Source organism: Streptomyces sp. NPDC028711, from assembly GCF_055565415.1.
On sequence record NZ_JBVHUJ010000009.1, the window covers coordinates 158,631 to 179,708 of the forward strand.

Annotated in this window: 15 protein-coding genes and 1 pseudogene; 12 read left to right on the forward strand and 4 right to left on the reverse strand. The window is 66.5% G+C overall.

Annotated elements, in window-relative coordinates:
- Positions 1-80: 80 nt before the first annotated feature.
- The 5 genes from ACZ4VK_RS26320 (at position 81) to ACZ4VK_RS26340 (ending at position 5,048) form a co-directional block, all read left to right on the forward strand.
- On the forward strand, positions 81-863 hold the full coding sequence (locus ACZ4VK_RS26320) for a helix-turn-helix domain-containing protein (protein ID WP_468356737.1): 783 nt from the start codon (positions 81-83) through the stop codon (positions 861-863).
- Between the two features lie 185 nt (positions 864-1,048).
- Positions 1,049-1,588 carry a ParH-like protein gene (locus ACZ4VK_RS26325; protein WP_468356740.1) on the forward strand — a complete coding sequence of 180 codons (540 nt, stop codon included), beginning with the start codon at positions 1,049-1,051 and terminating at the stop codon, positions 1,586-1,588.
- The gene (locus tag ACZ4VK_RS26330) at positions 1,589-2,917 is read left to right on the forward strand and encodes an MAB_1171c family putative transporter (protein WP_468356743.1); all 1,329 of its coding nucleotides are present in this window, start codon (positions 1,589-1,591) and stop codon (positions 2,915-2,917) included.
- Positions 2,914-4,137: a cytochrome P450 family protein gene (locus tag ACZ4VK_RS26335; RefSeq protein ID WP_468356746.1), complete on the forward strand. Its 1,224-nt coding sequence runs from the start codon at positions 2,914-2,916 to the stop codon at positions 4,135-4,137. Before ACZ4VK_RS26330 ends, ACZ4VK_RS26335 begins: the two co-directional genes overlap by 4 nt.
- Before the next feature lie 635 nt (positions 4,138-4,772).
- Entirely contained in the window at positions 4,773-5,048 is a 276-nt protein-coding gene (locus ACZ4VK_RS26340) for a hypothetical protein (protein WP_468356749.1), read from the forward strand.
- 34 nt (positions 5,049-5,082) lie between these two features.
- Here ACZ4VK_RS26340 and ACZ4VK_RS26345 read toward each other — a convergent pair whose 3' ends face one another.
- Positions 5,083-5,409: a WhiB family transcriptional regulator gene (locus ACZ4VK_RS26345; RefSeq protein WP_468356752.1), complete on the reverse strand. Its 327-nt coding sequence runs from the start codon at positions 5,407-5,409 to the stop codon at positions 5,083-5,085.
- A 187-nt stretch (positions 5,410-5,596) separates the two neighbouring features.
- Positions 5,597-6,601: a hypothetical protein gene (locus tag ACZ4VK_RS26350; RefSeq protein ID WP_468356755.1), complete on the reverse strand. Its 1,005-nt coding sequence runs from the start codon at positions 6,599-6,601 to the stop codon at positions 5,597-5,599.
- A 354-nt stretch (positions 6,602-6,955) separates the two neighbouring features.
- Here ACZ4VK_RS26350 and ACZ4VK_RS26355 point away from each other — a divergent pair.
- The 3 genes and pseudogenes from ACZ4VK_RS26355 (at position 6,956) to ACZ4VK_RS26365 (ending at position 12,639) form a co-directional block, all read left to right on the forward strand.
- Positions 6,956-7,375, forward strand: a pseudogene (locus ACZ4VK_RS26355) (GNAT family N-acetyltransferase).
- Positions 7,376-8,658: 1,283 nt separating this feature from the next.
- The gene (locus ACZ4VK_RS26360) at positions 8,659-9,438 is read left to right on the forward strand and encodes a helix-turn-helix domain-containing protein (protein ID WP_468357266.1); all 780 of its coding nucleotides are present in this window, start codon (positions 8,659-8,661) and stop codon (positions 9,436-9,438) included.
- 570 nt (positions 9,439-10,008) lie between these two features.
- The gene (locus ACZ4VK_RS26365; RefSeq protein ID WP_468356758.1) at positions 10,009-12,639 is read left to right on the forward strand and encodes a hypothetical protein; all 2,631 of its coding nucleotides are present in this window, start codon (positions 10,009-10,011) and stop codon (positions 12,637-12,639) included.
- Positions 12,640-12,766: 127 nt separating this feature from the next.
- Here ACZ4VK_RS26365 and ACZ4VK_RS26370 read toward each other — a convergent pair whose 3' ends face one another.
- On the reverse strand, positions 12,767-13,483 hold the full coding sequence (locus ACZ4VK_RS26370; protein ID WP_468356761.1) for a hypothetical protein: 717 nt from the start codon (positions 13,481-13,483) through the stop codon (positions 12,767-12,769).
- Between the two features lie 1,136 nt (positions 13,484-14,619).
- Here ACZ4VK_RS26370 and ACZ4VK_RS26375 point away from each other — a divergent pair.
- The gene (locus ACZ4VK_RS26375; protein WP_468356764.1) at positions 14,620-16,107 is read left to right on the forward strand and encodes a ParB/RepB/Spo0J family partition protein; all 1,488 of its coding nucleotides are present in this window, start codon (positions 14,620-14,622) and stop codon (positions 16,105-16,107) included.
- 98 nt (positions 16,108-16,205) lie between these two features.
- Positions 16,206-17,138 (forward strand): ParA family protein, encoded by a 933-nt coding sequence (locus ACZ4VK_RS26380; RefSeq protein ID WP_468357269.1) that lies wholly within the window; start codon positions 16,206-16,208, stop codon positions 17,136-17,138.
- A 286-nt stretch (positions 17,139-17,424) separates the two neighbouring features.
- On the opposite strand, the gene ACZ4VK_RS26385 is transcribed toward ACZ4VK_RS26380, so the two are convergent.
- A complete protein-coding gene (locus ACZ4VK_RS26385; RefSeq protein ID WP_468356767.1) occupies positions 17,425-18,684 on the reverse strand; it encodes a DUF2637 domain-containing protein in 1,260 nt (419 codons plus the stop codon).
- Positions 18,685-19,429: 745 nt separating this feature from the next.
- Between ACZ4VK_RS26385 and ACZ4VK_RS26390 the strand changes: the two genes are divergently transcribed.
- Both ACZ4VK_RS26390 and ACZ4VK_RS26395 read left to right on the forward strand, forming a co-directional pair.
- Positions 19,430-19,663, forward strand: coding sequence for a hypothetical protein (locus ACZ4VK_RS26390; protein ID WP_468356770.1), 234 nt, complete (start codon positions 19,430-19,432; stop codon positions 19,661-19,663).
- Positions 19,664-19,908: 245 nt separating this feature from the next.
- Positions 19,909-20,988 carry a bifunctional DNA primase/polymerase gene (locus ACZ4VK_RS26395; protein WP_468356773.1) on the forward strand — a complete coding sequence of 360 codons (1,080 nt, stop codon included), beginning with the start codon at positions 19,909-19,911 and terminating at the stop codon, positions 20,986-20,988.
- Positions 20,989-21,078 lie beyond the last annotated feature (90 nt).

Here is a 21,078-nt window from a genome sequence, read left to right on the forward strand (position 1 = left end):
GGTGATCCAATGTCTAACCAAGTAGATTCGCGTGGGACACAACGGCTGCTGTCCCTGGCTAGGAGTAGTGATTCAACGAGATGGGTGAAGCACCCACCAGCCGCGGGACGATCGCCGATCGGCTCACTTGGCTGATCGAGACTCGGCACCCCCACGGCACTGGCCCCTCGAGCTATGACGAGATCGCCCGGCGCAGCAGACAGCTGCCCGCCGACGGCAAGGACGGCACCGAAAAGGGGGTCAGCCACCAGACCGTTCTGAACATCGCGTCCGGAACCGTCACCAACCCGGGCATCAACACGGTGAAAGCCTTGGCCCGGGTCTTCCGGGTGCGGGTCAGCTATCTCCTGGGTGAGACGGACGAGCCAACAGTTGCGCCGCTGCCCGGCGAGCCCGGCCCAGTCGCTCCCCCGCTCGCCGCAGCGACCGCGGAGCGCCCCTCCGAAGTGGAGGTGACGGTGGAGCACGTGGCGCGGCACCTCGACCGCCTGTTCACCTCGGTCATCCCCAAGGGCCGGGGGCCCTTCAGCGAGGACGAGGTCGCCGCTGCACTGACGAAGGACGGCTGCGCCGTCACGTCATCCGAGATCGCAGCACTGCGGAGTGGCCAGGGCACGGCCGCCCCCTCGCGCGAACTCTTGGAAGCTCTCGCCAAGTTCTTCATGATGCCCGTCGCGTACTTCGAGGACGCCGCTGTCGGCAGGGTGTCCGAGGAGGACCTGAAGGTGCTCGATGCGCTGCGGAGCATCGGGGCGCGCGAGATCGCGATGCGTGCGATGGCCGATCTGCCAGAGGAAGCATGCCAGGCGCTCGTTCCGATGATCGAGCACCTGAGCCAGACCGGACGACGGCAGCGGATGTAGCGCCGGACGGGCTGGGCACCTCCCTCAAACTGCCTGCCCGGTTTCAGCCACCAGGGCTGATATAGGCTCCTGTCCCGCGCCCCTGATGCGCTGACGGCATGGGCCGCCGCAGCCTGAAAGCAACGGGGACGCATATGGAATTTGTTCGCTGGCAATGGCCGGCTACGCATCCGGGGGGAGCGGGGATGGACGACAAGACACTTCTGCGTTACTGCGCTGAGGTGGTCGAACAAGTCGAGATCCCCGCTCCGTACGACGCGAACGCCCTGTGCGACGCGCTCGAGCGGATCCGGCAGCGCGAGATCTCACTGGTACCGATGGCCATGCCGACACGAGCAGGCAGCCCGTGCGGGCTGTGGATCGCTACCGACGAAGTCGACTACATCCTGTACCAGAAGAACACGAGCAAGGCCCACCGTGCCCACATCGTCCGACACGAAGGCGGCCACATGCTGCTCGGCCACACCTCGACGCCAGCGCACAAGGACGAGGTGAGCCAGCTCCTGATGCCCAACCTCCCTTCCGCCCTGGTGCGCACTGTCCTGGGGCGCACGATCTACACGAGCGAGGAAGAACGGGCGGCCGAGATGATGGCGTCGCTGCTGCCCATCCACGCTCGCAAGATTGCCGAGCAGTCAACCCGTCGGCGAGACCTGTCTCCTGAAGAGGCAAACCTGGTGAACCATCTGGAGCGCTCCCTGGAGCGCAACGTCGGAAGGATATAAGTGCTCCACAACGTCGTCTACGGCATCTTGGCGGTCGTCACGTGGAGCGCCTTCTTCTACAAAGCCAAGGATCTCCGCAAGGACTGGCGCAACCGCGAGTTGCAGCTGCTGTGCCTGGCCATTGCAACCTTCGCCACGCCGTTCGTCTTGGCTGCCCCCTGGCTCTACGTCCGTCTCGATGCCCTGTTCGGATATCCGAACCTGATGACCCTTCCGGTCTACCTGTCCGTCGCGACCTGCCTCACCTCGTTCGTGGCCCTGCTCGTCAGCTGGTCTTCCGCCCAGTCGAAGATACGCCTGCGGCACCGGCTACTTGTCGGCTACGCAGTCCTGTCGCTCCTCGCAATGACCGTCCTGTTCCTGCAGGGCGATGTCAGCGACGCTGAACACCCCGTGGACTTCGATGCCCACTACGCCCACGCGCCGTACATCTCAGAGTTCTTGCTCGTGTACGCGCTGCTCTTCGCGGTCAGCATGTCGGGGCTGATGCGCCTGTGCTGGCAGTACGCGAAAGCCGTAGACAAGCCCTGGTTGCGCCGCGGCCTACGTGTGGTCGCGGTGGGCGCGGGTTTCGGCCTTGGCTACGCCGTGCCGAAAATGATCTCCCTGCGGTGGGACTCCCACTTCACCGACGTACTGAACAGCTATGTAGCCCCCATGTCGGCCAGCCTCTCCGCCGGGCTGTTCGCTGTCGGGTTCACGATGCCGGCCTGGGGTGTGGGACTGGACCGAGCACGCCAGTTCCTGGCCGACGCCAAGGCCTACCGCACTCTCCACCCGCTGTGGAGTGCCGTGGCAGAAGCCTTTCCGCACGCGGTGCTGATCAAATCGCCGGGCCCGCGCACCACGCACTGGAGCGCGCAGAACCTGTACCGCATCTTCGGCCGGCTGGTCATCGAAGTCCGCGACGGGCGCCTGGCCCTGCGCCCCCACGACGACCCCGAGGTACAACACACCTCCAGTGAGCTGAAGCTGCTGGTCAGTCGCCAAGTTACGGAGATCCGTGACGGGCAGATCCTCCTTCTCCCCTACCACCGGCCCCAGGTAGCAACTGAGGCCCGCGCTCGCGCCCAGGCGGCAGGGCTCAAGTCCGGCGACGAGCAGGCCGTCGTGGAGGCCGCACAGATCGCAGCCGCACTGCAGGAACTGGCTGCCGGCCGCCCGATGACCGAGGCAGCATCCGAATCACTGCACGATCCTGCCGACGGGGACATCGAAGCAGAGCAGGCCTGGCTCATGCGGGTGGCGTCGGCCTACGTCTCCTCCCCCATCGTCAAGGACTTCCGATCCGCCGCCGGCGGCCAATCCCCGGACCCTGTCGCAGCATGAGCGTCGCCAACCTGTTCAGCGACGCCCTGATGTCGAGTCCGCACGAGGGCTTCCGCAGGCTGCGCACAGCCGCAGCCGTACACCAGGCCGTGACCCCAGATCACGAGCCGGTGTGGGTGATCACCCGCTACGCGGAAGCGCGCGACGCATTGACAGACCAGCGGCTGTCACTGAACAAGGCCAACGCACGTACCCGCGGCGGATATCAGTCCTCGATGCCGCCGGAGCTCGACGCCCATCTCCTCAACATGGACGCCCCAGACCACACAAGGCTGCGGCGGCTGGTCTCGAAGGCCTTCACGCCACGTCGGGTTGAGGGCTTGCGCGTCCGGATCCAGCAGCACGTGGACGACCTTCTCGATGCCTGTCAGCAGCCGGAGTTCGACCTAATGTCAGCACTGGCCGAACCGCTGCCTATGACGGTGATCTGCGACCTCCTCGGTATCCCTACCGAGGACAGGCGCGACTTTCGCACATGGACAAGCTCCCTCATGTCACCACGTCCTGGAGCAGCCGCTGAATCCCGGGCCGCCATGCAGGACATGTACCAGTTCCTGGTCGCCATCCTGGCGCGCAAGCGGCTCCAACCCGCGGACGATCTACTCTCTGACCTGCTGGCCTCGCATGACGAGCACGACCGGCTCACTGAAGCCGAACTCGTCTCGCTGAGCTTCCTGCTCCTGTTCGCCGGCTACGACAACGCCGTCCACCTCATCGCCAACGCGGTGCTCGGACTCCTGCTCTGGCCCGAACACTGGAAGGCTCTGGGCGAAGGAGAACTCCCTCCCCGCTTCGTCATCGAGGAAACGCTGCGCTGGAACCCGCCCTTCCCACTGGCAGTGCGACGCTTCGCCTTGCAGGACCTCACAATCGGCGGGGTCTCGATACCCGCTGGGGGGCGAGTCTGGGTAGCCCTGATCTCCGCGAATCGGGATGAGGCGCAGTTCGAGTCCCCAGACGAATTCAACCCACAAAGGACTCCGGCCCATCTCAGCTTCGGCCACGGCGCTCACTACTGCCTTGGCGCTCCCCTGGCACGTCTTGAGGCGGAGATCGCCGTCACCACGCTCGCGCGGCGCCGTCCCGAGCTGACTCTCGCCGTACAGCCTGAAGAACTCCGCTGGTGGTCTTCGTTCCACAAACGAGGCCTCCACCAACTTCCCGTCCGGGGGGGCTGTCTGCCTCAACGCCTCGAGTGCGTCCAGGAACGCAGTGGTTGAGCAAGGGCGATGGTTTTACTCATGGACCCGGCAGGAATCGCTGCTTGGTAGAGAGCCTCGAAGGCCGTCGCGCGCTGCAAGTCGATGGAAGATCTCGGCACCGGGCACCGTCTTCCCCTCCTCGGTACCGACTTCACGCCGTCTGCCGCTTTGAGCGCGTGAAAGACAGCCGCCGGGCTGCTGCCCGGCCTCGTCGACGCCGGGCAACTGCCGTGGTCGGCACCGCCCACCACCGAGCTCCGGCTCAGCAGCGAACGGCCCGCGACGAACGGCGTCCTGCCCGCCCTGGACACCCTCGTCGTCCTGGCGCCGTTCGGGACCGGTGACGGCAGTCGGCCCATGATGGCCGTCACGATCACCGGCGACCCCTTGTCCCCGCCTCCCAGCGCCGGGACCTGACGAGGCGGGCCCTGATGCACATGGCCCGCGAGTTCGGGTACATCGACGCGGAGTTGAACGCACTGCAGTAGGCCCCGAGCCGGTCGCCCTGGAGCACGACGCGACCGCGGCCTCATTCCGGTGTGGCCCTGCACGTGAACCGGATGGTCCGGGAGGAGGCCTGATTCTGGCCATGTGCGTGGCGAGGTCCGACCGTCCAGGGAATGGCTGCCGCATCGCGTCTACGCTCACCCCTCATGAGCGATCCGACCATCAACTTCCTCGCCACGTTCGCGGGCGTCGGTCGAGCCCTGTTCAGCAAGCTCGACGACGCCCTCGAGTGGTGCGACCGGCGGGCCCAGGAGCAGTTTCCCGGCGCCGTCGTGGAGTGGCGCGAGCCGGAGGGCCCGGCGAACGTCGGCACAGGTCAGACCGGCCAGCAGTGGCACCGCCAGGAACCGAAGCCGGGGCAGTCCATCCCGCCGCTGGGCCTGGGAAGTGTGGTGGCGATTCCCCTCGACGCGGAAGCGTGAAGCGGGGTCGCCACCGGCATGCGGATCGACCTCGTCAGCCGGCCGCTTGCCAGCCCGGACCGTCTGCGGCACGGGCTGCCCGGTCGTGCTCCCTGCGGGCTGCCTCCAGGAGGTTGCGCCAGGACGTCACCGTAGGGCGTCGGCGCAAGAGCGCGCGCCGCTCCCGGTCCGTCATCCCTCCCCACACACCATGCTCGATGCGCTGATCGAGGGCATGAGCGAGGCACTCCGTGCGCACGGGGCACCCGCTGCACACGGCCTTCGCCCTGTTCTGGGCAGCGCCCTCTACGAACAGCTCTTCCGGATCAGCAGCACGGCATACCGCCCGCTCGCCCCAACCGTCGTCATCACCCGCGACCACCCCCGACGCCGTCCTCTCCCCGATCGGCCTACGCCATCCCACCCTAGAACGCTGGCAGTTCGGTGACGCTACGCCAATCGGGCGAGGCAGGGAACATCGAAATCCAGCAGCCACCCCTACGGGTGAACACGCTGTTGGCGGCGACGGCATCGGCGCAGCGCCGTGGGCCGGCTCTCACGGCGCGCTGTCATCCATCGGCCCGACCTCCCGGCACGACGGGCAGTGGGGCTTCACCGGTCAGCTTGCCGATGCGCTGCCGGATCGCACTGAACATCTCGGCGCGGTCCTTCACCGGGTAGTCGACACGGTCGTAGCGCAGCTGGAGCGCGGCGGAGCCGTCCGGAGACTTCAGCAGCACCAGGCCGAGGCCGTCGCGAGCGATCAGGTCCCGATGCCCGCGCAGTTCCAGGGGAAGGCCGTTCACGGGGTCGGTCAGCGCCTGCACCAGCTCCGCCCGGCGCAGCCCGGAGTCGGAGAAGTGGTCCATCTCCAGGATCCAGAACTCCCCCAGCCGCGACTCGTGTCCGGTGACGACCTGGGGAACGGCGACCGTGTGCAGGAGGCCGAGGCGGCGCAGGAGTCCGCTGGGGAGCCAGGCGGCGGCGCGCCAGGTGGCGTCGTACGAGATCGGCTGGCGCTCGTCGTCCCACTGCCGCTCGAAGTCTGTCCAGGTGCCTCCGGCGAGCCAGCATGCCTCCCCGCCGTTGTCCGCGACGCGGCCGGCGAGAGCGGCTTCGGCCTTCTCGAAGGCGGCGCGGGAGGGACCGGTCAGCTGGAGGCTGGTGGGCTGTCCGAGCCGGCTCAGTTCGATGCCGCGCTCGGTGCGCGCGCCGATGCGGACGCCGTTGAGACCGTGGATCTCATCCTGTTCGTTTCCCATGGGCCAGCGGCACGGCAGCAGGCCGGACAGCAGGCTGTCGAGGCTCGCGTTGCTCTCCAGGTGCAGGCGCAGCCCGGCCGCGGTGGGCTGGACGTACCGGATGCCGAACGGGTACTCGAAGAAGTGCCGCTGGGCGTTGAAGGTCCAGTACAGGATCTCGGATTCGAAGAGGAGCTGGGCGTGTTCGGCCGGGGCTGGGATGAGGGGTGCGCCGGGGGGTAGGGCGGCGACGACGTCGCACGCGAGTTGGCGGGGCGCGCCGGTGTAGAGGGCGTAGGTACGGGCGCGGCTGCTGATCTGGGATGCCGACATCGGCGAGGCACCTTTCCTTGGCTCCGTCGGCCCGCGGAGAGTGAGGAACAGGTACTTGCGTTCGGGTGTCGGAGGGGGTTGAGCGGGTCGAAGTCGCACTTCTTCGCCTCCGCCTTGAACCCATGGGCCGAGGTTCGCGGAAGGAGCAGCAGACCGATGCCGCAGGTCAGCACTGTAGCCCCGGGGACGACATTCTTCGGATCGCCACGCCGTCTGCGGGTGGCACGAGGGGGTCGGTAGCTGCACCCGATGTGCGGTGGGACGGGCGGAGTTCCTGCCAGGATGTTCCGCGTGAGCGATGTGGAGGCTGTTCTCGTCCGGGCGTGGCTGGCAGTGCTGCGTACGGCGCGTCTGGTGCTGCGGCCCGTGAGCGAGTCGGACATCCCGATGGTGCGGCAGCTGCTGACGGACGCGGGGGTCCGGCGCTTCCTTGGGGGCGCCGTCGCGCACGACCGGCTCGATGCGAGGGCCCGCTCCTACCTGGGGCGGCCGGGGGTGTGGGTGGTCGCACTTGACGGGCGGGGCGTGGGCCTGGCCGTCCTGGGGGCGGATCACCGGGTGGAGGGCCGGGCGGAGCTGTCGTACCAGCTTCTGCCATCCGTGTGAGGTGTCGGGGGCGGGCGCGAGGCGGTGACCGCGGTCCTTGGGTGGTGGCAGGAGCGGGTGCGCCGGCCCGCGCTGGTTGTTGCCGTGACGCAGCAGGCGAATGCGGCTTCGTGCCGAGTCCTGGAAGCCGTCGGCACGGCTGCAGGAGTACATCGGCGCGAACCATAGCGGCGCGCCGGAGGACCACCGCGTCGAGCGATCTTCCTCTGCCGGCCCGAAGGAAATCCGAACAAGCCCGGCGGCCACGCCGAGGACGACGTGCAGACCGGGCTCGAATGGGTGGAGCTGGAGAAGGTTCCTCGCCCACCTCGCCCATAGCGAACCCCCGCCCGCTACACAGGCGGATGACCTGGCCCCCGCGGAGGGCCTGCTGTATCCGCCTCAGCCTGTCGTAGAGAAGCCGGCCGAGTGGGATCGCCCAGGACTGGGCAAAAGGCTGGGCCGACACCGTCTGACGGCCCCGACAGCAGAAGACCGCTGAGCCGCACGGCGTCAGCAGCAACGTCACTGAGCGATCGCGTCCGGGGCCTCAGCGGCGTACGCCAGACCGGGGTCTTCTTGCCCATGAACCGATTCCTCCCTGCATGCGGCAGATGCTGCCACGACCGCGTGAAGTCGGTCCGGATACCCGGTATCCGGGTACTGCGGCCGCCGATGTAGGTGCGGGTGCGGTGGTGGGGCGGCGTTCCGAGGCCGGTGTACGCAGCCGCATATGCGCTTTCGGGGCGGCGGTAGTCGCAGGTAGGTGAACGAACGGGTCGTCGACGCGCCCGTCGGGGCTGATCCCGTAGCGAGAGCGCGAGATTGGCATCGCCCGCCACCTGGACTGGAGGTGAGGCGCGCAGTCCGGGCACTGACCTTGCGCCTCACCACCTGACGGCTGCTGACCAACTCCCGGCGTGAACCAGGAACTGGCTGGCCCCATGAGTTTTTCCTAGTCGTGACGATCTTTCTACCGTCCGCTTCCGGAACTTCCGGAACCTGGTGTAGGGGGTATTTCACCTGTAGCGGCACATAAAGGGCTTGACGCACTAGGACGAGGAAAACGCTCTGGGCCTAAGTGTCGAAAGATCAGTGGGCTAGACCTTTGGAAGCCAGAATCTCTGCACCGCCAAATCACCGGGCCGGCCCCATCAGTTGCTTCTGACCTGCGGCGTCCTCCTGGTGAAGTCTTCGTGAGGGCACCGCGGGTCGTGACGATACGTCGACAATCGATCGAGAAAGTTTCAACTTGGTACACACGTACCCCAGTCCGCTATCTCTGCAGGTCAGAGCGGATGATGTCGTCGTTTTGTCCCGAGTTGCCGCAAACCATCTGACGGCACCGGAAGTTGAACTTCCTGGTCAGGTCCCATTGCCCTCGGGTACTGATCAGGTCTCAGGCTGTTACGAGGTATGACGGGCACAACCTCCGCACCGCCACAGGATCTAGCGTCAGGGGGTTGCATTCGATGTCCGTCGGCCAGCTGGTTTCGTCTCAGCACAGTGCCGTCGAGCGGACTTACGGGGTTCTGCGTGCCCTGATCCGGCTCGGGCACGGCCCACACCAACCACGGGACATCGTGGAAGTGTGCGGCCTTCCTCGTCGGCTGGTGTACCGACGCCTGCAGCAACTCATTGAGGCTGGCCTCGTTCGCCGCTCCCCCGGTCTGTACGGCCACTACGAATTGGTGCCGCTCGCTCTGCAGGTCCACCGCGGCCAGAGCCTGATCGCACCGGTCTCGGGCGCTGCCGAGGTGCAGAGCGTTTTGAAGTCGCTGCACGCGGAGACCGGCGAAGTGGTGATGTTTCACGCGTTCTTGTCGCTGGGCGCGACACGGGTCTGCACGGACCTGGTGGGCGAGTCCCTTGCGCTTCGTCGAGCTGTGCTGCGTGATCCACAGGGGGCATCCGCACTGCGAGAGGCACCGCTCGATGCGGACGCGCCTGGCCGCGTCATCCTGGCCCATATGGCTGGACCGGATGCTGATCAGCCTGAGCTCAGGCTGATCCGGCAGACCGGTATCGCGCGATCTGCCGCGCCTCTACCTGGCTGGAACTGGGTTTCTGCAGCGGTCCCTTCGCATTCTGGGACCATGCCTGAGGCTGTGAGCCCCGTTATCGGGGCGGTCAGCCTGTTGGTGCCGGCGACCAATCCGCGGAACGTGTCCTATGGGCGACGTCTGCGTGAAGCCACTCAGTCTCTCGCTCCGGTCTCTCCCCAGCGCCATCTCGAGTTGGTGTGCGCATGAGCCGTCCACTGGCTCCGAGGCTTGGGAGTCTGGCCGGCTTCACCGCCCCGGGGCGCGATGCGGCCCACGAGGCTGATCCATTTCAACCGCGCGCGGTGGCACGTGTGGGGCCAGACAACGAGATGTCCCCGTCTTGGGCGGGGCCCACCGGATTCTCGATCTTGGCCGGTCGGGGGTGGGGGCTCATGTAACCGCTGTATGGCGGGGGGCGTTTGCGAGACGCTCGATCCGCTGGCCTGCACCCTCACTGCGGTGTTGCGAGCACCTCTTGTGAGATCACAGGCCCCTTGCCATCGCTCGGTCTGCCAACCGTGCGAGTCCTGACATCCGGGTGCGAACCGGAGTAACAGGCGAACTTCACCTCAAATGCAGTACGCGCCCGGCGGGGCTTCGTGCTGCCCTGATGCCGACTCGAATCAGGTGAACTTCACTATGCAGCAGAGTGCTGCCCCTTGTCACCCTTTCCCTGCCCACCTTCACGAAATCCAGGAGGCAACTGGGACGCCAGGTGTCCCAGTTGCCCCCACCGACTCTGATCACAGCAACGCAGAAGACTCCCGCTGGCCGCCAATGAGCACGGGAGCGGCGGCGGCCGCCACCCTGGACTGCCCTCTCGACAACTCCGCCGACGGGGCACCAGCGCTTGCCGGGCAGCGGAAGGCGCTGCGGTCGGTGCGGACCTCCGGGCAGGCAGGCGGCGGCGGCCCGGACGACCCGCTGCGCCTCGGTCGCGTGATGCGACTGCGGCTGCGCGCCGCTGTCCAGGCGCTGCTGGCGGACCCGTCGATCGCCGGGTTGAAGGCCACGCCGAAACTGGCGGCGGTGGTGTTGTACGCGAAGTCGCGTGCGCCCAGGGGTGAGAAGAACGATCTGCAGACATCGATCTGGGTTGCCGAGCTGGGTCGCTGGTTGGGAGTGGGCGAGTCGACCGTCCACCGCAACGTGCTGCCCCCAATGCGAAAGTCGGACGCGGTCCACACCAAGGTGGTGACGGACGCAAACGGTCACCCGACTGGGCTGGACTGCCTGGTGATGCCATTGTGGAGGGCCCACCACGGTGGGAGGGCGGGGCATCCGTTGGCGCTCTCAAAAGCCGAACTGGCGACACTGCTGCGTCTGTGCGAGGCGTTGTTCGGGCATGGCTGGATGCCGGAGAACAAGAAGCCGACGCCGCCGGGGCTGCTGGCCGGGCGCAGGGGCCGGGGGGCTGCGACCGACCGGCTCGGGTTGCTGCTGATGGTGCTGAATACGGGGTCGTCGGGGTGGCTGCAGCTGTGCGGCGGCTCAGTGAAAAAGCGTGAAGGGCGCGGGGCGGCGACAGTCGCGCGGCTGCTCGGCTGTTCGTCGGCGGGCGGGCGCAAGGTTCTCTCCCGGCTGGTGGATGACGGTATTGCCGCTCGTGGGCGGAAGGGGACAGGCACTGGAATGGACGGCCGGGGCCGAGTCATGCTGCTGCCCGTGGCCCGCGCGTACGGCCGGGACCTGGCCACCTCGCAGGCGGCCCAGGGCACCGAGGCCGTATTTTCGGCCCGTCCCGATGGTGCAGTCGGAGATCATGCTGCGGCCGTGACGATTGGAGCCCTTGGGGAATCTAGGGAGGGCGGGGCTGGGACTGGCTCAGAGGCGGACATCCAGGCGCGTCCCGCTGGTGCAGCGCTCCACGCAGACCACGCTGGTGTGGTTACTCCCGTGGTTTCCCCGCAGCAATCTTCTTGGTTTTCCGGCGAAGGCCGTGGGGGGAACCGCCGTCGGCCGGAGCGCCCGTACGTGCGCGAGGGCCAGACCCCAAACGGCAAGGACCTCGTTGCCGAGGCAGCGTCGCCGTTGGCTGAGGGCGGCCCGCTTCGCGGGGAAAAGCCGAAGGAGTCCACGATCGATGAGCGGGGGGTGGGGCAGCGTGCTGCCAGGGCTGGAGCCAGTGGCCGGCCGAACGCCGTGGGTGGTAGAAGGGCGCAGCAGCGGAGGGCGGGCCTTCCGGCTGATCTTCGTCTGCGGGTGGCCCTGGGGCCGGTCTCCTGGTTGTGGGAGCGGCTGAGCGGGTGGCAGCAGGATCAGGTCGAGGCGGCCGCGAAGACGGAGCTGGCGCACCTGGAAGGGCTGTTGGCGCAGCAGGGTGCCGCGCCGCGGCTGCTGGCCGACCGGCTCACTGACCGGCTTGAGGAGACCGGCGGCGAGGCCCTGGTCACCGGCCCGTACGGATGGCTGATCCGGCGGGGCCTGGTGCAGCGGCCGTCCTGCTCGGACCGGCGCTGCGACGACGGGATCCGCCTGGACACCGGGACGGAGTGCGAGAACTGCCACAACGTGATCCACTTCCGCCGTGCCCTCCGCGCCCGGATCGGCGCGGAGATCGACCGGGAGCTGCCCGGCCTGGTCGACGGCGAGCGCCGCCAGGTCCTCGAGGAGCGGCTGCGCGAGCAGGCCGCCATCGAGGCGGAGGACTTCGTGTGGCGGCGTGAGCAGGCCCGCGCGGAGCAGGCACGGCGTGATGAGGCGCGTGCTGCTGCACATGAGTTGGTGGAGCGTCAGCGTCAGGCCGAAGCTGCCGCCGATGCGGTGCGCCAGACGCTGGCGTGCGAGGACTGCGGGCAGGAGCGGGCGGCTGGGCTGTGCGAGGCGTGTGGCTACCGGCGTCGGACTGAGGCCCTGACGGTGGAGGCCGGACTGGTCGCGGCCACTTGGGCGGCCGACCTGGACGACGCGGCCGGCGTCGCTGCTGTCACCGCCCATGTCCGGGCGTCGCTGGATGCCGACATCGATCGCGCCCGGCGCGAGTTCCTGGAGCTGGTGGAGCCGGGCGAGCTGGACGCGGACCCGGTCGCGGCGGCGTCCGCGCTCGCCTTCGCAGCGCTCCAGGCGGTGGAGCAGGCACTGCCGGAGTACCGCAGCAGCGCGCTGGCGCGGCTCGGACGGACCGAGGAAGCCGAGGCGGAGGCCCGCCGGGCATACAAGACTGAGCAGGGGCGGCGCTGGTTCCAGCACAACCCGGGCGGCGCGGACGCTATCGCCGCAGCGACGAAGGCAGCCGACGCCGCCCGAGGTCGCACGGCTCAGTGCCTGCTGTCGGCGCGGCTGGAGCGGCTGCGCAAGCAGGCCGCCGCCCAGATCGAGACGGCCGCTCCCGCACCGTGGACGGACCGGCTGCCCGAGCTCGCCTCCCGCCCGCTGGACGTCGACATGGTCGGGGCGGTGATCGCGTGAGTACCGAGCTGAGTGGCATGGATCTCGCGCGCCAGGCTCTGACTGCCGCCTGTGAGGCCGCGAAGAAGAACGGCCCGCGCCCGTGCCGAGCGGCGAGAGACGACGAAGGCGGTTGTGTGACTCAGCATCACGGGGTACTCCGGCGCCTGTACCCGCCGATCAGGCCGCGCACAGCCTTCAACGCCACTGCGGCGTCGGGTGAGCACGCAGGCGCCTGGCCCTCCTCTGCAGATACTCGATCGATTTCCTCCACGGCGAACCGGAGATGGGTGATGATGCTGGCCTCGCAGGTCGGGCTCACCGGTTCATCGAGCAGGTCCGCAAGATCGTCGAGCCACTCGACAGCGTCATCGTCAGTAGTTAGTGCCGCCCGGTGGAGGAGGAGTTCGGCGGAGGCGTGACGGACCCGTTCGTGGTGCAGCTTGACCCAGCCGCTGCGGCTGTCTTCGTCCTCAGCCTCCCCCCTCTCGTGTGCCCTGAGTACGTAGGGTGCTCGCAAGGCTGACGGCCCGAGCTCCACGGCGACTCGAAGCCGCTGCATCCGCTGGACCGTCCCGTTCTTCGTGGTGATGCCCAGAGGATCCCCCAGCTGCCGCCAGGTGGCGCCCGCATCGTTTCCTTCTTGCAGGGCGAACAGTTCCTCGCGATCGAGCCGGAGGCGGAGTTGCTGGATGAGGACCAGGCGGTCGATGGCTTCCGCCCTCTGGGCAAGGCGCGGGAGGGCCCTTCTGTGGTTGCGCGCGAAGAGCACCACGGACAGTTCGGCTCCTGGTGCGTCGGGATCAGGGAACTCATCACGTCGAGGATTGTCGGCCGTGGTGTGCCGCTGCTCGAAGCGTGCCATGATGCGACTTGTGTCCACCTCGCCGATCCGGAGGGGTTTGGGCGGCCTCTTCCGATCCATAAAGGTCCTCACAGAATGGGCAACACTCTGTTGCCGGGGGTGTTGACAGGCCCCCCCATCTTCTCCCACCCCTCCCCTTTACCGCATGATAGATCTGCAGGTCAAGGGCACCTTTGTTGGTCGGACGCGTGCATCACTGACGTCCGCCTGCCCTGCGTCAATGGCCGGCACCGCCGTTAATTTCGCCGACGAAACCAGCTGCGCTCTCACCGGGTAAGAAACTGCCGGGGCGCCGCGACCTGCTATCTGGTGCGCGTCCTCACCGCACTTTGGCCGGTCCCGCTGAACTTTGCAGAGCGCCCCCACACCTTCGTTGCGAGCTGCGCCCTCGCACTCGTTTCGTCGACGAAACTCTCGTCTGCCTGGCGTGAGCCATCGCGCCACCCGATTGAGGGGCATGCCAGTCCGTCGGCAGCCTCTCTACGCCAGCGCTTGGGCGCCGCATGCCTGCCACTGCGAAGGACTGGTCTGGGTGATCCGCTCCGTGCCGCGGACCGGGTGTTCCCGTGGCCCTCACGCGCTAACGCGACAGTGCCTGGTTGCTGACCAACCCACAAAGGCAGCGCGTCCGTGAAGGGCATACGATTCACCGGGGGAGTTTCGCCGACGAAACCCTAAGCACTCCCGGGCGCCTAATGCCGCGCCACCCCTCGGGGGCTCGTCGGCTGTAGGCGTCGAGGGGAGCCCACCGGGCACCTTACGCACTGCGGCCCCCTCCCCCGCTGAGTTTCGCCGACGAAACCCAACCTGCCGCAGATCAAGAAGCCCCTCCCCCGTGGTCTGGCCCATCCTGCTCGACTCGCCGTGCTCGGATCATAGATTCGTCGGCCAAACTCATGCAGCCAGGGTGAGCGTCACGACCGATTCTGTTGGCCCCTTATGCGAAGTTCGAGAAGCCGAGGAAGGGCAGTTTGCCGCAGACGTCGTGATCAACACGCTATGGTTCTGCCGATCCGCATCACGCCGAGCTTGGAGCCCGCATGCCACGCGACAGGAAGAACAAGACCCCCTCAGCGCCCCCAGCCCCTCCGCCAGCAGCGGCGTCGTCAGGAGCACCGGTTGCAGGCACTCCTTCCATGGCTCCTCGCGGACAGTTCAACCGCCGACAGGAGGGCCAGCGCTTCCTTACGCCACTGCAGTCGATCGCGCCGAGTCCTCGTAACCTGCGTGAGGAGTGGGAGTACGAGACCGACGAGTTTGAGGAGTTCAAGAACAACGTCGAGAACACTGAGTTGATCCAGGACCCTGCGGTCTGCTCAGTTGATGCCTACACCGCGAAGTACCCGGAGCACGCGAACGCCTTCGGCCCTCCCGTCGAGTGGGTTCTGCTCGCTGGTGAACGTCGCTACAGGGCGCTACTCGGCAAAAAGGACCTCACCGACAGCGTGCCGGTCGTGCTGCGCGACAGGCTCCTGAGCAAGGGAGATTTTGTCCTTCTCAGTGAGAACAACTTCCGCAAGGGGTGGGACCCGATTCAGGAGGCAGTGCTGCTGGATCGGATCAGGAGAGAGGAGGGCCTTACCTACGACGAGATCTTGGAGAGGCTCGGCGGAGAACAGAGCGCTATCAAACGGCGTTCCGACATCTCGAAGCGCATCAAGCTCCTTGAGCTACAGGACGGTCCACTACGGCGCGCGATCCGCGAAGGCAAGGTTGGTTTGGAGCCGGCCTACACGTTGGTCAGCCGATTGAAGGAGCCCGAGCTGGTCGAGCAGGGCTGGGCCGCGATGCAGACCGACGGAGTCACAGCGAAGGTCGCATGCGACACCCTGCTGGGCAAGAACCAAACGCCAGCCCAAGAAGCAGGTACGACCGATTCCAACAAGAGGACTCTGGGCCCGGCCCCGGGACTGCCCGAAGGCGGCTCGGCTTCATCCGCGTCCGCCGAGGGTGCTGGTGCCCCGGAGACAGCTACCGAGCATGAGGATGAGGCCGTACCGGACGGCCGTGAGCAGCAAGCGACCGGGCACGGGGCCACGGCGTCTTCATCGCTTCAGCCTCTCGACCCCGCTGCCTCTGGGGGTGGTTTCGCCGACGAAACCGCCAACACCAGCGAGCTCAAGGTGCCGACCCAGCAGAGCTCCGGCTCCGAGGTCTCGCCTTCTCAGGTCCCTCCCGCATCAGGTGGTACGGGACGGTCTACGGATGATGTTGCTTCGGGCAATGAGCAAGACGTCAACGCACGGCTGCAGGCATGCACGAAGGTGTTGTCATCTGCCTCATGGTCGGCTCCCGATGTTGCTGTGCGGAGGATCGCTATGCACACGCTGTTGGGGGCGCCGCGTCAAGCGTTTGACCTCGCTGTACAGATCGCGGAGCGGGTTGGGCTGACGGACAGCAATCAGTTCAGGTATGTTGCAGCTCTTGAAGCGGCAGACGACGGCGGCGTCCTTACGATGGCGTACGCGGTCGCGCTCGCAACCGATGAGCTGCACTTGCGCAGCGTCGGCAATCACCCTGACGCCCGTGCCGCCGATTACCTGAAGCACCTTCACGACGGTGCTGGTTACGACATCACGGGATATCAGTCAGCCCTCGAGGCAATTTCGTCAGCGAAACTCTGAGCTCTGGAGCCTCCGTGACTCAACCGTCCCGCCCAAAGATCGACCTGCCCCCGCAGCTCCCACTCACTCGACGTCTGTACCCGGACGGCCCGCTCGTTGTGGATTACGCCAACGAGGGAGGTGGAACGAGGAAGACCACTGGCATCGTGAACACCGCGGTCAGCCTGGGCAACCAGGGACTCAAGGTGGGCATCGCCGACTGCGACCAGACCATGGCGGCGTCTACATACCTTGGTTATGGCGTCACCAACAGGAAGTACTACCCCCAACGCACCGAGCTGACCTACTCGCGCCTGGCCCAGATGCCCAACATCTATGGCGTTCTCATGGGCGAGTGCGACCTCAAAGAGGCCATGGTTCCCGCGCGCACCCGAACCGTGTCCGTCACACGGGGGGAGCAGGGGGAGTACCTGGACGACGAGCGCTGGGACTCCGACAAGTGTTTCGAAGCTATCCCGAACGTCAGCTTGATCCTGGGATCTCGTGACATGGCGATCGCCTCCGAAGACATTCGCAACGCCGGCCGTCCTGGCTCACGCTCGAAGGCAGGGCTCCACTGGCTCCGCAAGTCCATTGAGGCATTGCCGCCAGGCACCCTTGATGTCCTCCTCATCGACAGTCGAGGAACCTTCGACACACTCGAGCTCACTGAACTTGGGGCTTCCGACTATGTCGTCGGCTGTGTCAAACCGGACACCAAGGATGACGACACCCTGCACGGACTGAAGGCACTCATCAGTACTGCCCAGGAGCAGTTCGAGTTCTCGGGCGGAGCTGCAGACCTCCGCTACATCCTCTTCAACGGCTACGTGAAGAACCGTGGAAAGTTCTACATGGAAATGTACGACGAGCTCAAAGCGTTCTATGGAGACATGCTCCTGCCGTACGTTTCTGAGAACGTGCAGGTCGCTGAGAGTGTTAAGGCGCAAGAGCCTGTCCTCTACTGGATGCAGGGCCAGGATCCGATGATCGTGGAGCAGTTCAATGCGATCGGCAGGGTCATCGAACGCGATCTGCGTCTCGTCGCCTAAAGGTTTCGTCGACGAAACCCTCCTGAGCCCGCTGGGCCTGGTCCAAGGTTGACTTGGACCAGGCCCAGCGGGCATTCCAGAACTCGGGTGACCTCTATCTGTTCGGTCAAGCACGGCGGCAGGCAGCACTGTCGGTGAAGTGGCCAACCTGGAGAGCCCGATCTATGCGGCAGGGACGGACCTCTGGCCAGCAGATTCACAAATGCACTATGTGCTCGGATGCGCTCTCGCTGTGACGGGAGCTCACGAGGCGCGTGGAAGCGGCGATACGACTGGCCTTCGAGTCCTAGGAGGCCACGCCCGCAGTCTCACCCTCGTAGCGGGACATCCACTCAGTACGGTACCTCCGCAAGCTCTCAGCGCTCATGGGTCGTCCCTTGCGCCCAGTGATGCCATGCTCCTGGAAAAGGACTTTCGACAGAACAGGCATGCTCGGATATTTCCCGGCCTGATCTGTCAGGCCGGCGAACACGGCGTAGATAGCCTCCGCCCGCGTCGCGCCGGTACCAGCGACGATGCCGCTCCTTCGAAGCACCTCCGGCTCAGGCGCTGGCTCCGACTCCGACGCGGGTTCGGGATCAACTCGAGGTTCGCCCTCCGGTTCGGGCTTGGGCAGGACGGAGATGGCACCGTCAACTTCAAGGGCGAGGGACACCGAAGCCGAATCCGCTGCTTCCGCATCCTTGGTCTTGGCCAGGGTCTCGCCTCCAGGCGAAGGCTGCGCAGCTCGATCGGCTAGGAGGACTGAGGTCGGAGCTACTTCAGCGATATCCGTTGTGTGCCTAGCAGCCTGCGCTTCTGAGGGCCTCGCAGTGACGCGGCGCTCAGGCGAAGCCATGGCAGGCGCCCGGCTGGGTGGTTGTGGAACCTGACGAGAGAGCTGCGGCGCGGACGGAGGCGAAGCATCCGGCTTCAGTGACGTCCCGCTGGAGGGCAGCGGGACGCCTAGGGTCGCCAGACGGAGAAGCAGGCGTGCTTCAGCCGAGGCCTTGAAACGCCACCAAACACCGTGACGCTGTTTGAGTCTTGCAATGTAGAGGAGCCGGTCTTGTTCCGCCTGCAGGGCTGTCTGGTACGAACGGCGGTTCCACAGCTGCATGCTGCGCCAGAGCTTGAAGGTGGGGACGGGGGAGAGGAGCCATCGGGACAGGCGGACGCTCTCGATGTGCCGGGCGTCGGTGAGGTCGGCCAGCCTGCCAACGGCATGGCGGGCTGCTTCTACCGTGACGGTGAAGATCACAGGCAGGGCGGCATGCATAGCTGCCCCCAACGGGTCCGGCCAGAGGACTGCTGCGTTGAAGGCGATGGTCGCGCCGGTCAGAAGCCACGCGGTATGGCGCAGCAGAGGGAAGGGACAGCGGAGCCAGGTGAGGAGAACGTCGAGGGCGAGGACGACCAGGATGCCGCAGTCAATCCCGATCGGGAAGACGACTGAGAACGCGCCGAAGCCCTTGGACGCCGCGAGATCGCGTACCGCCACGTAGGACCCGGTGAAGGCTACGCCGGCGACAAGCAGTGCACCCACGATCACGACTGCGATGAGCACGCGCTGGAGGGGAGTCGGTGATATCTGCTGGTGCACAGGTAGGTGCCCCCCTTGCGATGAGGTCGGCCCGGGCCGAAACGCAGCTGAAGGGGTGCTCCAATGCCGAGTTCTCGGGCCTCCGTGACGTACGGCAGCGGTGATCGTTGTCCGAAGTCTAGGCCGACCCCGAGCGGGAATGGGGGCGCTGGCCGAGGGTCACCCATCGCAAAGCACTCGGTTCGTCGGGCCAGGTGGCGAGGTCCGATAGCGCCGACGGTGGGACTACAGGGTCAGGGGGCCGCCTGACCTGCATGGATTGCGGCCCGCAATCACTTATCTGCTCATCTGCGGCGTGTCGAGCGCGGTGTGTTTGACCACGGCACTGGGACTGGAGTTAAGTGTTGTCGCACCTCCAGTGGTCGAGCCTCTTCCACCCGAGGTCGGTGCCCGTTTGAGCGGGCGCACTCAGAGTTCCCGGAGGCTTTCTGGGGACGGGATCGGTTTCAAGCACCAGGGACAGTTGATGATCGATGTGGCGGCGCTACGGCAGCCCCGGTCGCAGCACTGGGTCGCCGCGCAGTCAGGCGTTAGTCGGCAGACCCTTCGGAATCTTTCCCGGATCGCCTTGATGCCGCCAGCACGACAGCTGACTGGAGCAGACCTTGTGGTAGCCCGATGCGCCCATGCTCTCGGTGCCACGCGCTCAACCAATCGCAAGGAACAGACCGGGGAGTGGACCGCGGCAGCACAGGAGCGGGACCGAAAGGTGATCAAGACGGTACGTGGCCTTCTGAGCTCTGGCGAGTTCGATGCCAGGACTACCGTCGTCGTCTACCCCCATAGATACGAAGTCACGACAGCGGCGCTTGAGGCGGTTTCCGAGTGGATGCACACAGGCGAGGCTGCCGAGCATCTGGTGCTGCTGCCGTTGGGGAGGTGGGCCTTGGCGGTTCCGGGTAGCGCAGACGAGGCCGCGAACGAGGGGGTACTCGTGGCATAAGAAAAGGCACCCTCAGCTGCGGGAAACAGTGAGGGTGCCTACGCAGGCTGGGCCTCCGCTTGGTGCCATGAGGTTACCAGCCAGATCACGGACTGACCGGTTCGCCAGGTCGACTATCCGTCCTTCTCTCTATCGTCGAACATTCAAGAGCTGGTGATCATGATGGCAACCCACCTCGTCCCATGGCAACGCAGGCCGGGCGGTAGCCCCCTCGAATTCTCGGGCACGGCAGGACCCTCACTTCCATGAGAGCTGCCACCTCCATCGAGGTCGCGCACTGGTGTGCGCGCCAAGGATGGCCTGTTCATCCGCTGCAACCCAAGGGCAAGATCCCGATGCCGGGGTGCTCCCGCTGTCGCAGCGCGCACTCCGATTACGTGCCACACGCGGCAGGGGATTGTGGCTGCCTGAGTCGGGGACTTTGGTGCCACGGTTTTCACGCTGCGACGCGCGAGCCCACTCTGATCGACCGGTGGTGGGGCGGCAACCCCCAGATGGGCGTAGGAATCTCCACCGGGCCGGCTGGGCTCCTGGTGGTTGATCTCGACTGCCACGCGGACACACCCCCTTCGGACCTCTCGGGTGTCCTGCCTGCGTTCTCCGTGCCCGAGGAACTGCTTCAGGCGGTTCGCAACGGTCTCGACGCCTTCCACGTCTTGAGTCAGGCCCTCGACGGCGAGGACTTCACCAACGGAGAGCGCACGCTGGCCGTGCGCACGCCGAGCGGTGGGATGCACCTGTACTTCCGCACACCGCGGCAGACCATCTGGCGGTGCTCCACAGGAGGCAACCTCAAGGGGGTGGCGCTGGGCTGGCAAATGGACGTACGCGCCCACGGCGGTTACATCATCGCGCCGGGAACCCGGGTCGAGACCGGAAGCTACGAACCGGTGGGGTCCTGCCGGCGGCCTGCTCTGCTGCCCGGATGGCTCGCGGGCGCGCTCGAGCGAACAGGACACCTCCTCACGGCCAAGCCTCCGGCTCAAAGACGCCCTCAGGTTCCCAACCGGGCCCGTATGGCCACGACTTCCCCAGCGACAACTTCCGCCTGGGCGGCGCAGGTTACATCGACTGCCTTGAGCAACGTGGCAGACTGCGCATCACTCAGTGAGGGCAGCGGCTGGCACGCCAAGCTGAACCGGGCCGCCTACACCCTCGGCGGGCTGGTAGCTGCGGGGTTCATTGCCAGCCAGACCGACGCCGAGACCGCCCTCTTGGAGGCCGCCCTCCACGCCCGTCCAGAGCGCAGGCGGCAGGCACTTAGCATCATCCAATCCGGACTGGTCGCGGGACAGCGCCAGCCCCTCACTCCGAAAGACCGCTGATGAGCACCACGAGCAGTTCTGTGCCGACGAGCCGGGTTCCGGAGTCCTACAGTGCGTCAGCTTCGGCTCAGGCTCTCATCGGAGCCGATC

Coding starts and splice junctions, on each gene's coding strand:
- ACZ4VK_RS26320 (WP_468356737.1), top strand. CDS start 81: ATGGGTGAAGCACCCACCAGCCGCGGGACGATCGCCGATCGGCTCACT.
- ACZ4VK_RS26325 (WP_468356740.1), top strand. CDS start 1,049: ATGGACGACAAGACACTTCTGCGTTACTGCGCTGAGGTGGTCGAACAA.
- ACZ4VK_RS26335 (WP_468356746.1), top strand. CDS start 2,914: ATGAGCGTCGCCAACCTGTTCAGCGACGCCCTGATGTCGAGTCCGCAC.
- ACZ4VK_RS26340 (WP_468356749.1), top strand. CDS start 4,773: ATGAGCGATCCGACCATCAACTTCCTCGCCACGTTCGCGGGCGTCGGT.
- ACZ4VK_RS26350 (WP_468356755.1), bottom strand. CDS start 6,601: ATGTCGGCATCCCAGATCAGCAGCCGCGCCCGTACCTACGCCCTCTAC.
- ACZ4VK_RS26360 (WP_468357266.1), top strand. CDS start 8,659: ATGTCCGTCGGCCAGCTGGTTTCGTCTCAGCACAGTGCCGTCGAGCGG.
- ACZ4VK_RS26365 (WP_468356758.1), top strand. CDS start 10,009: ATGAGCACGGGAGCGGCGGCGGCCGCCACCCTGGACTGCCCTCTCGAC.
- ACZ4VK_RS26370 (WP_468356761.1), bottom strand. CDS start 13,483: ATGGCACGCTTCGAGCAGCGGCACACCACGGCCGACAATCCTCGACGT.
- ACZ4VK_RS26375 (WP_468356764.1), top strand. CDS start 14,620: ATGGCTCCTCGCGGACAGTTCAACCGCCGACAGGAGGGCCAGCGCTTC.
- ACZ4VK_RS26395 (WP_468356773.1), top strand. CDS start 19,909: ATGAGAGCTGCCACCTCCATCGAGGTCGCGCACTGGTGTGCGCGCCAA.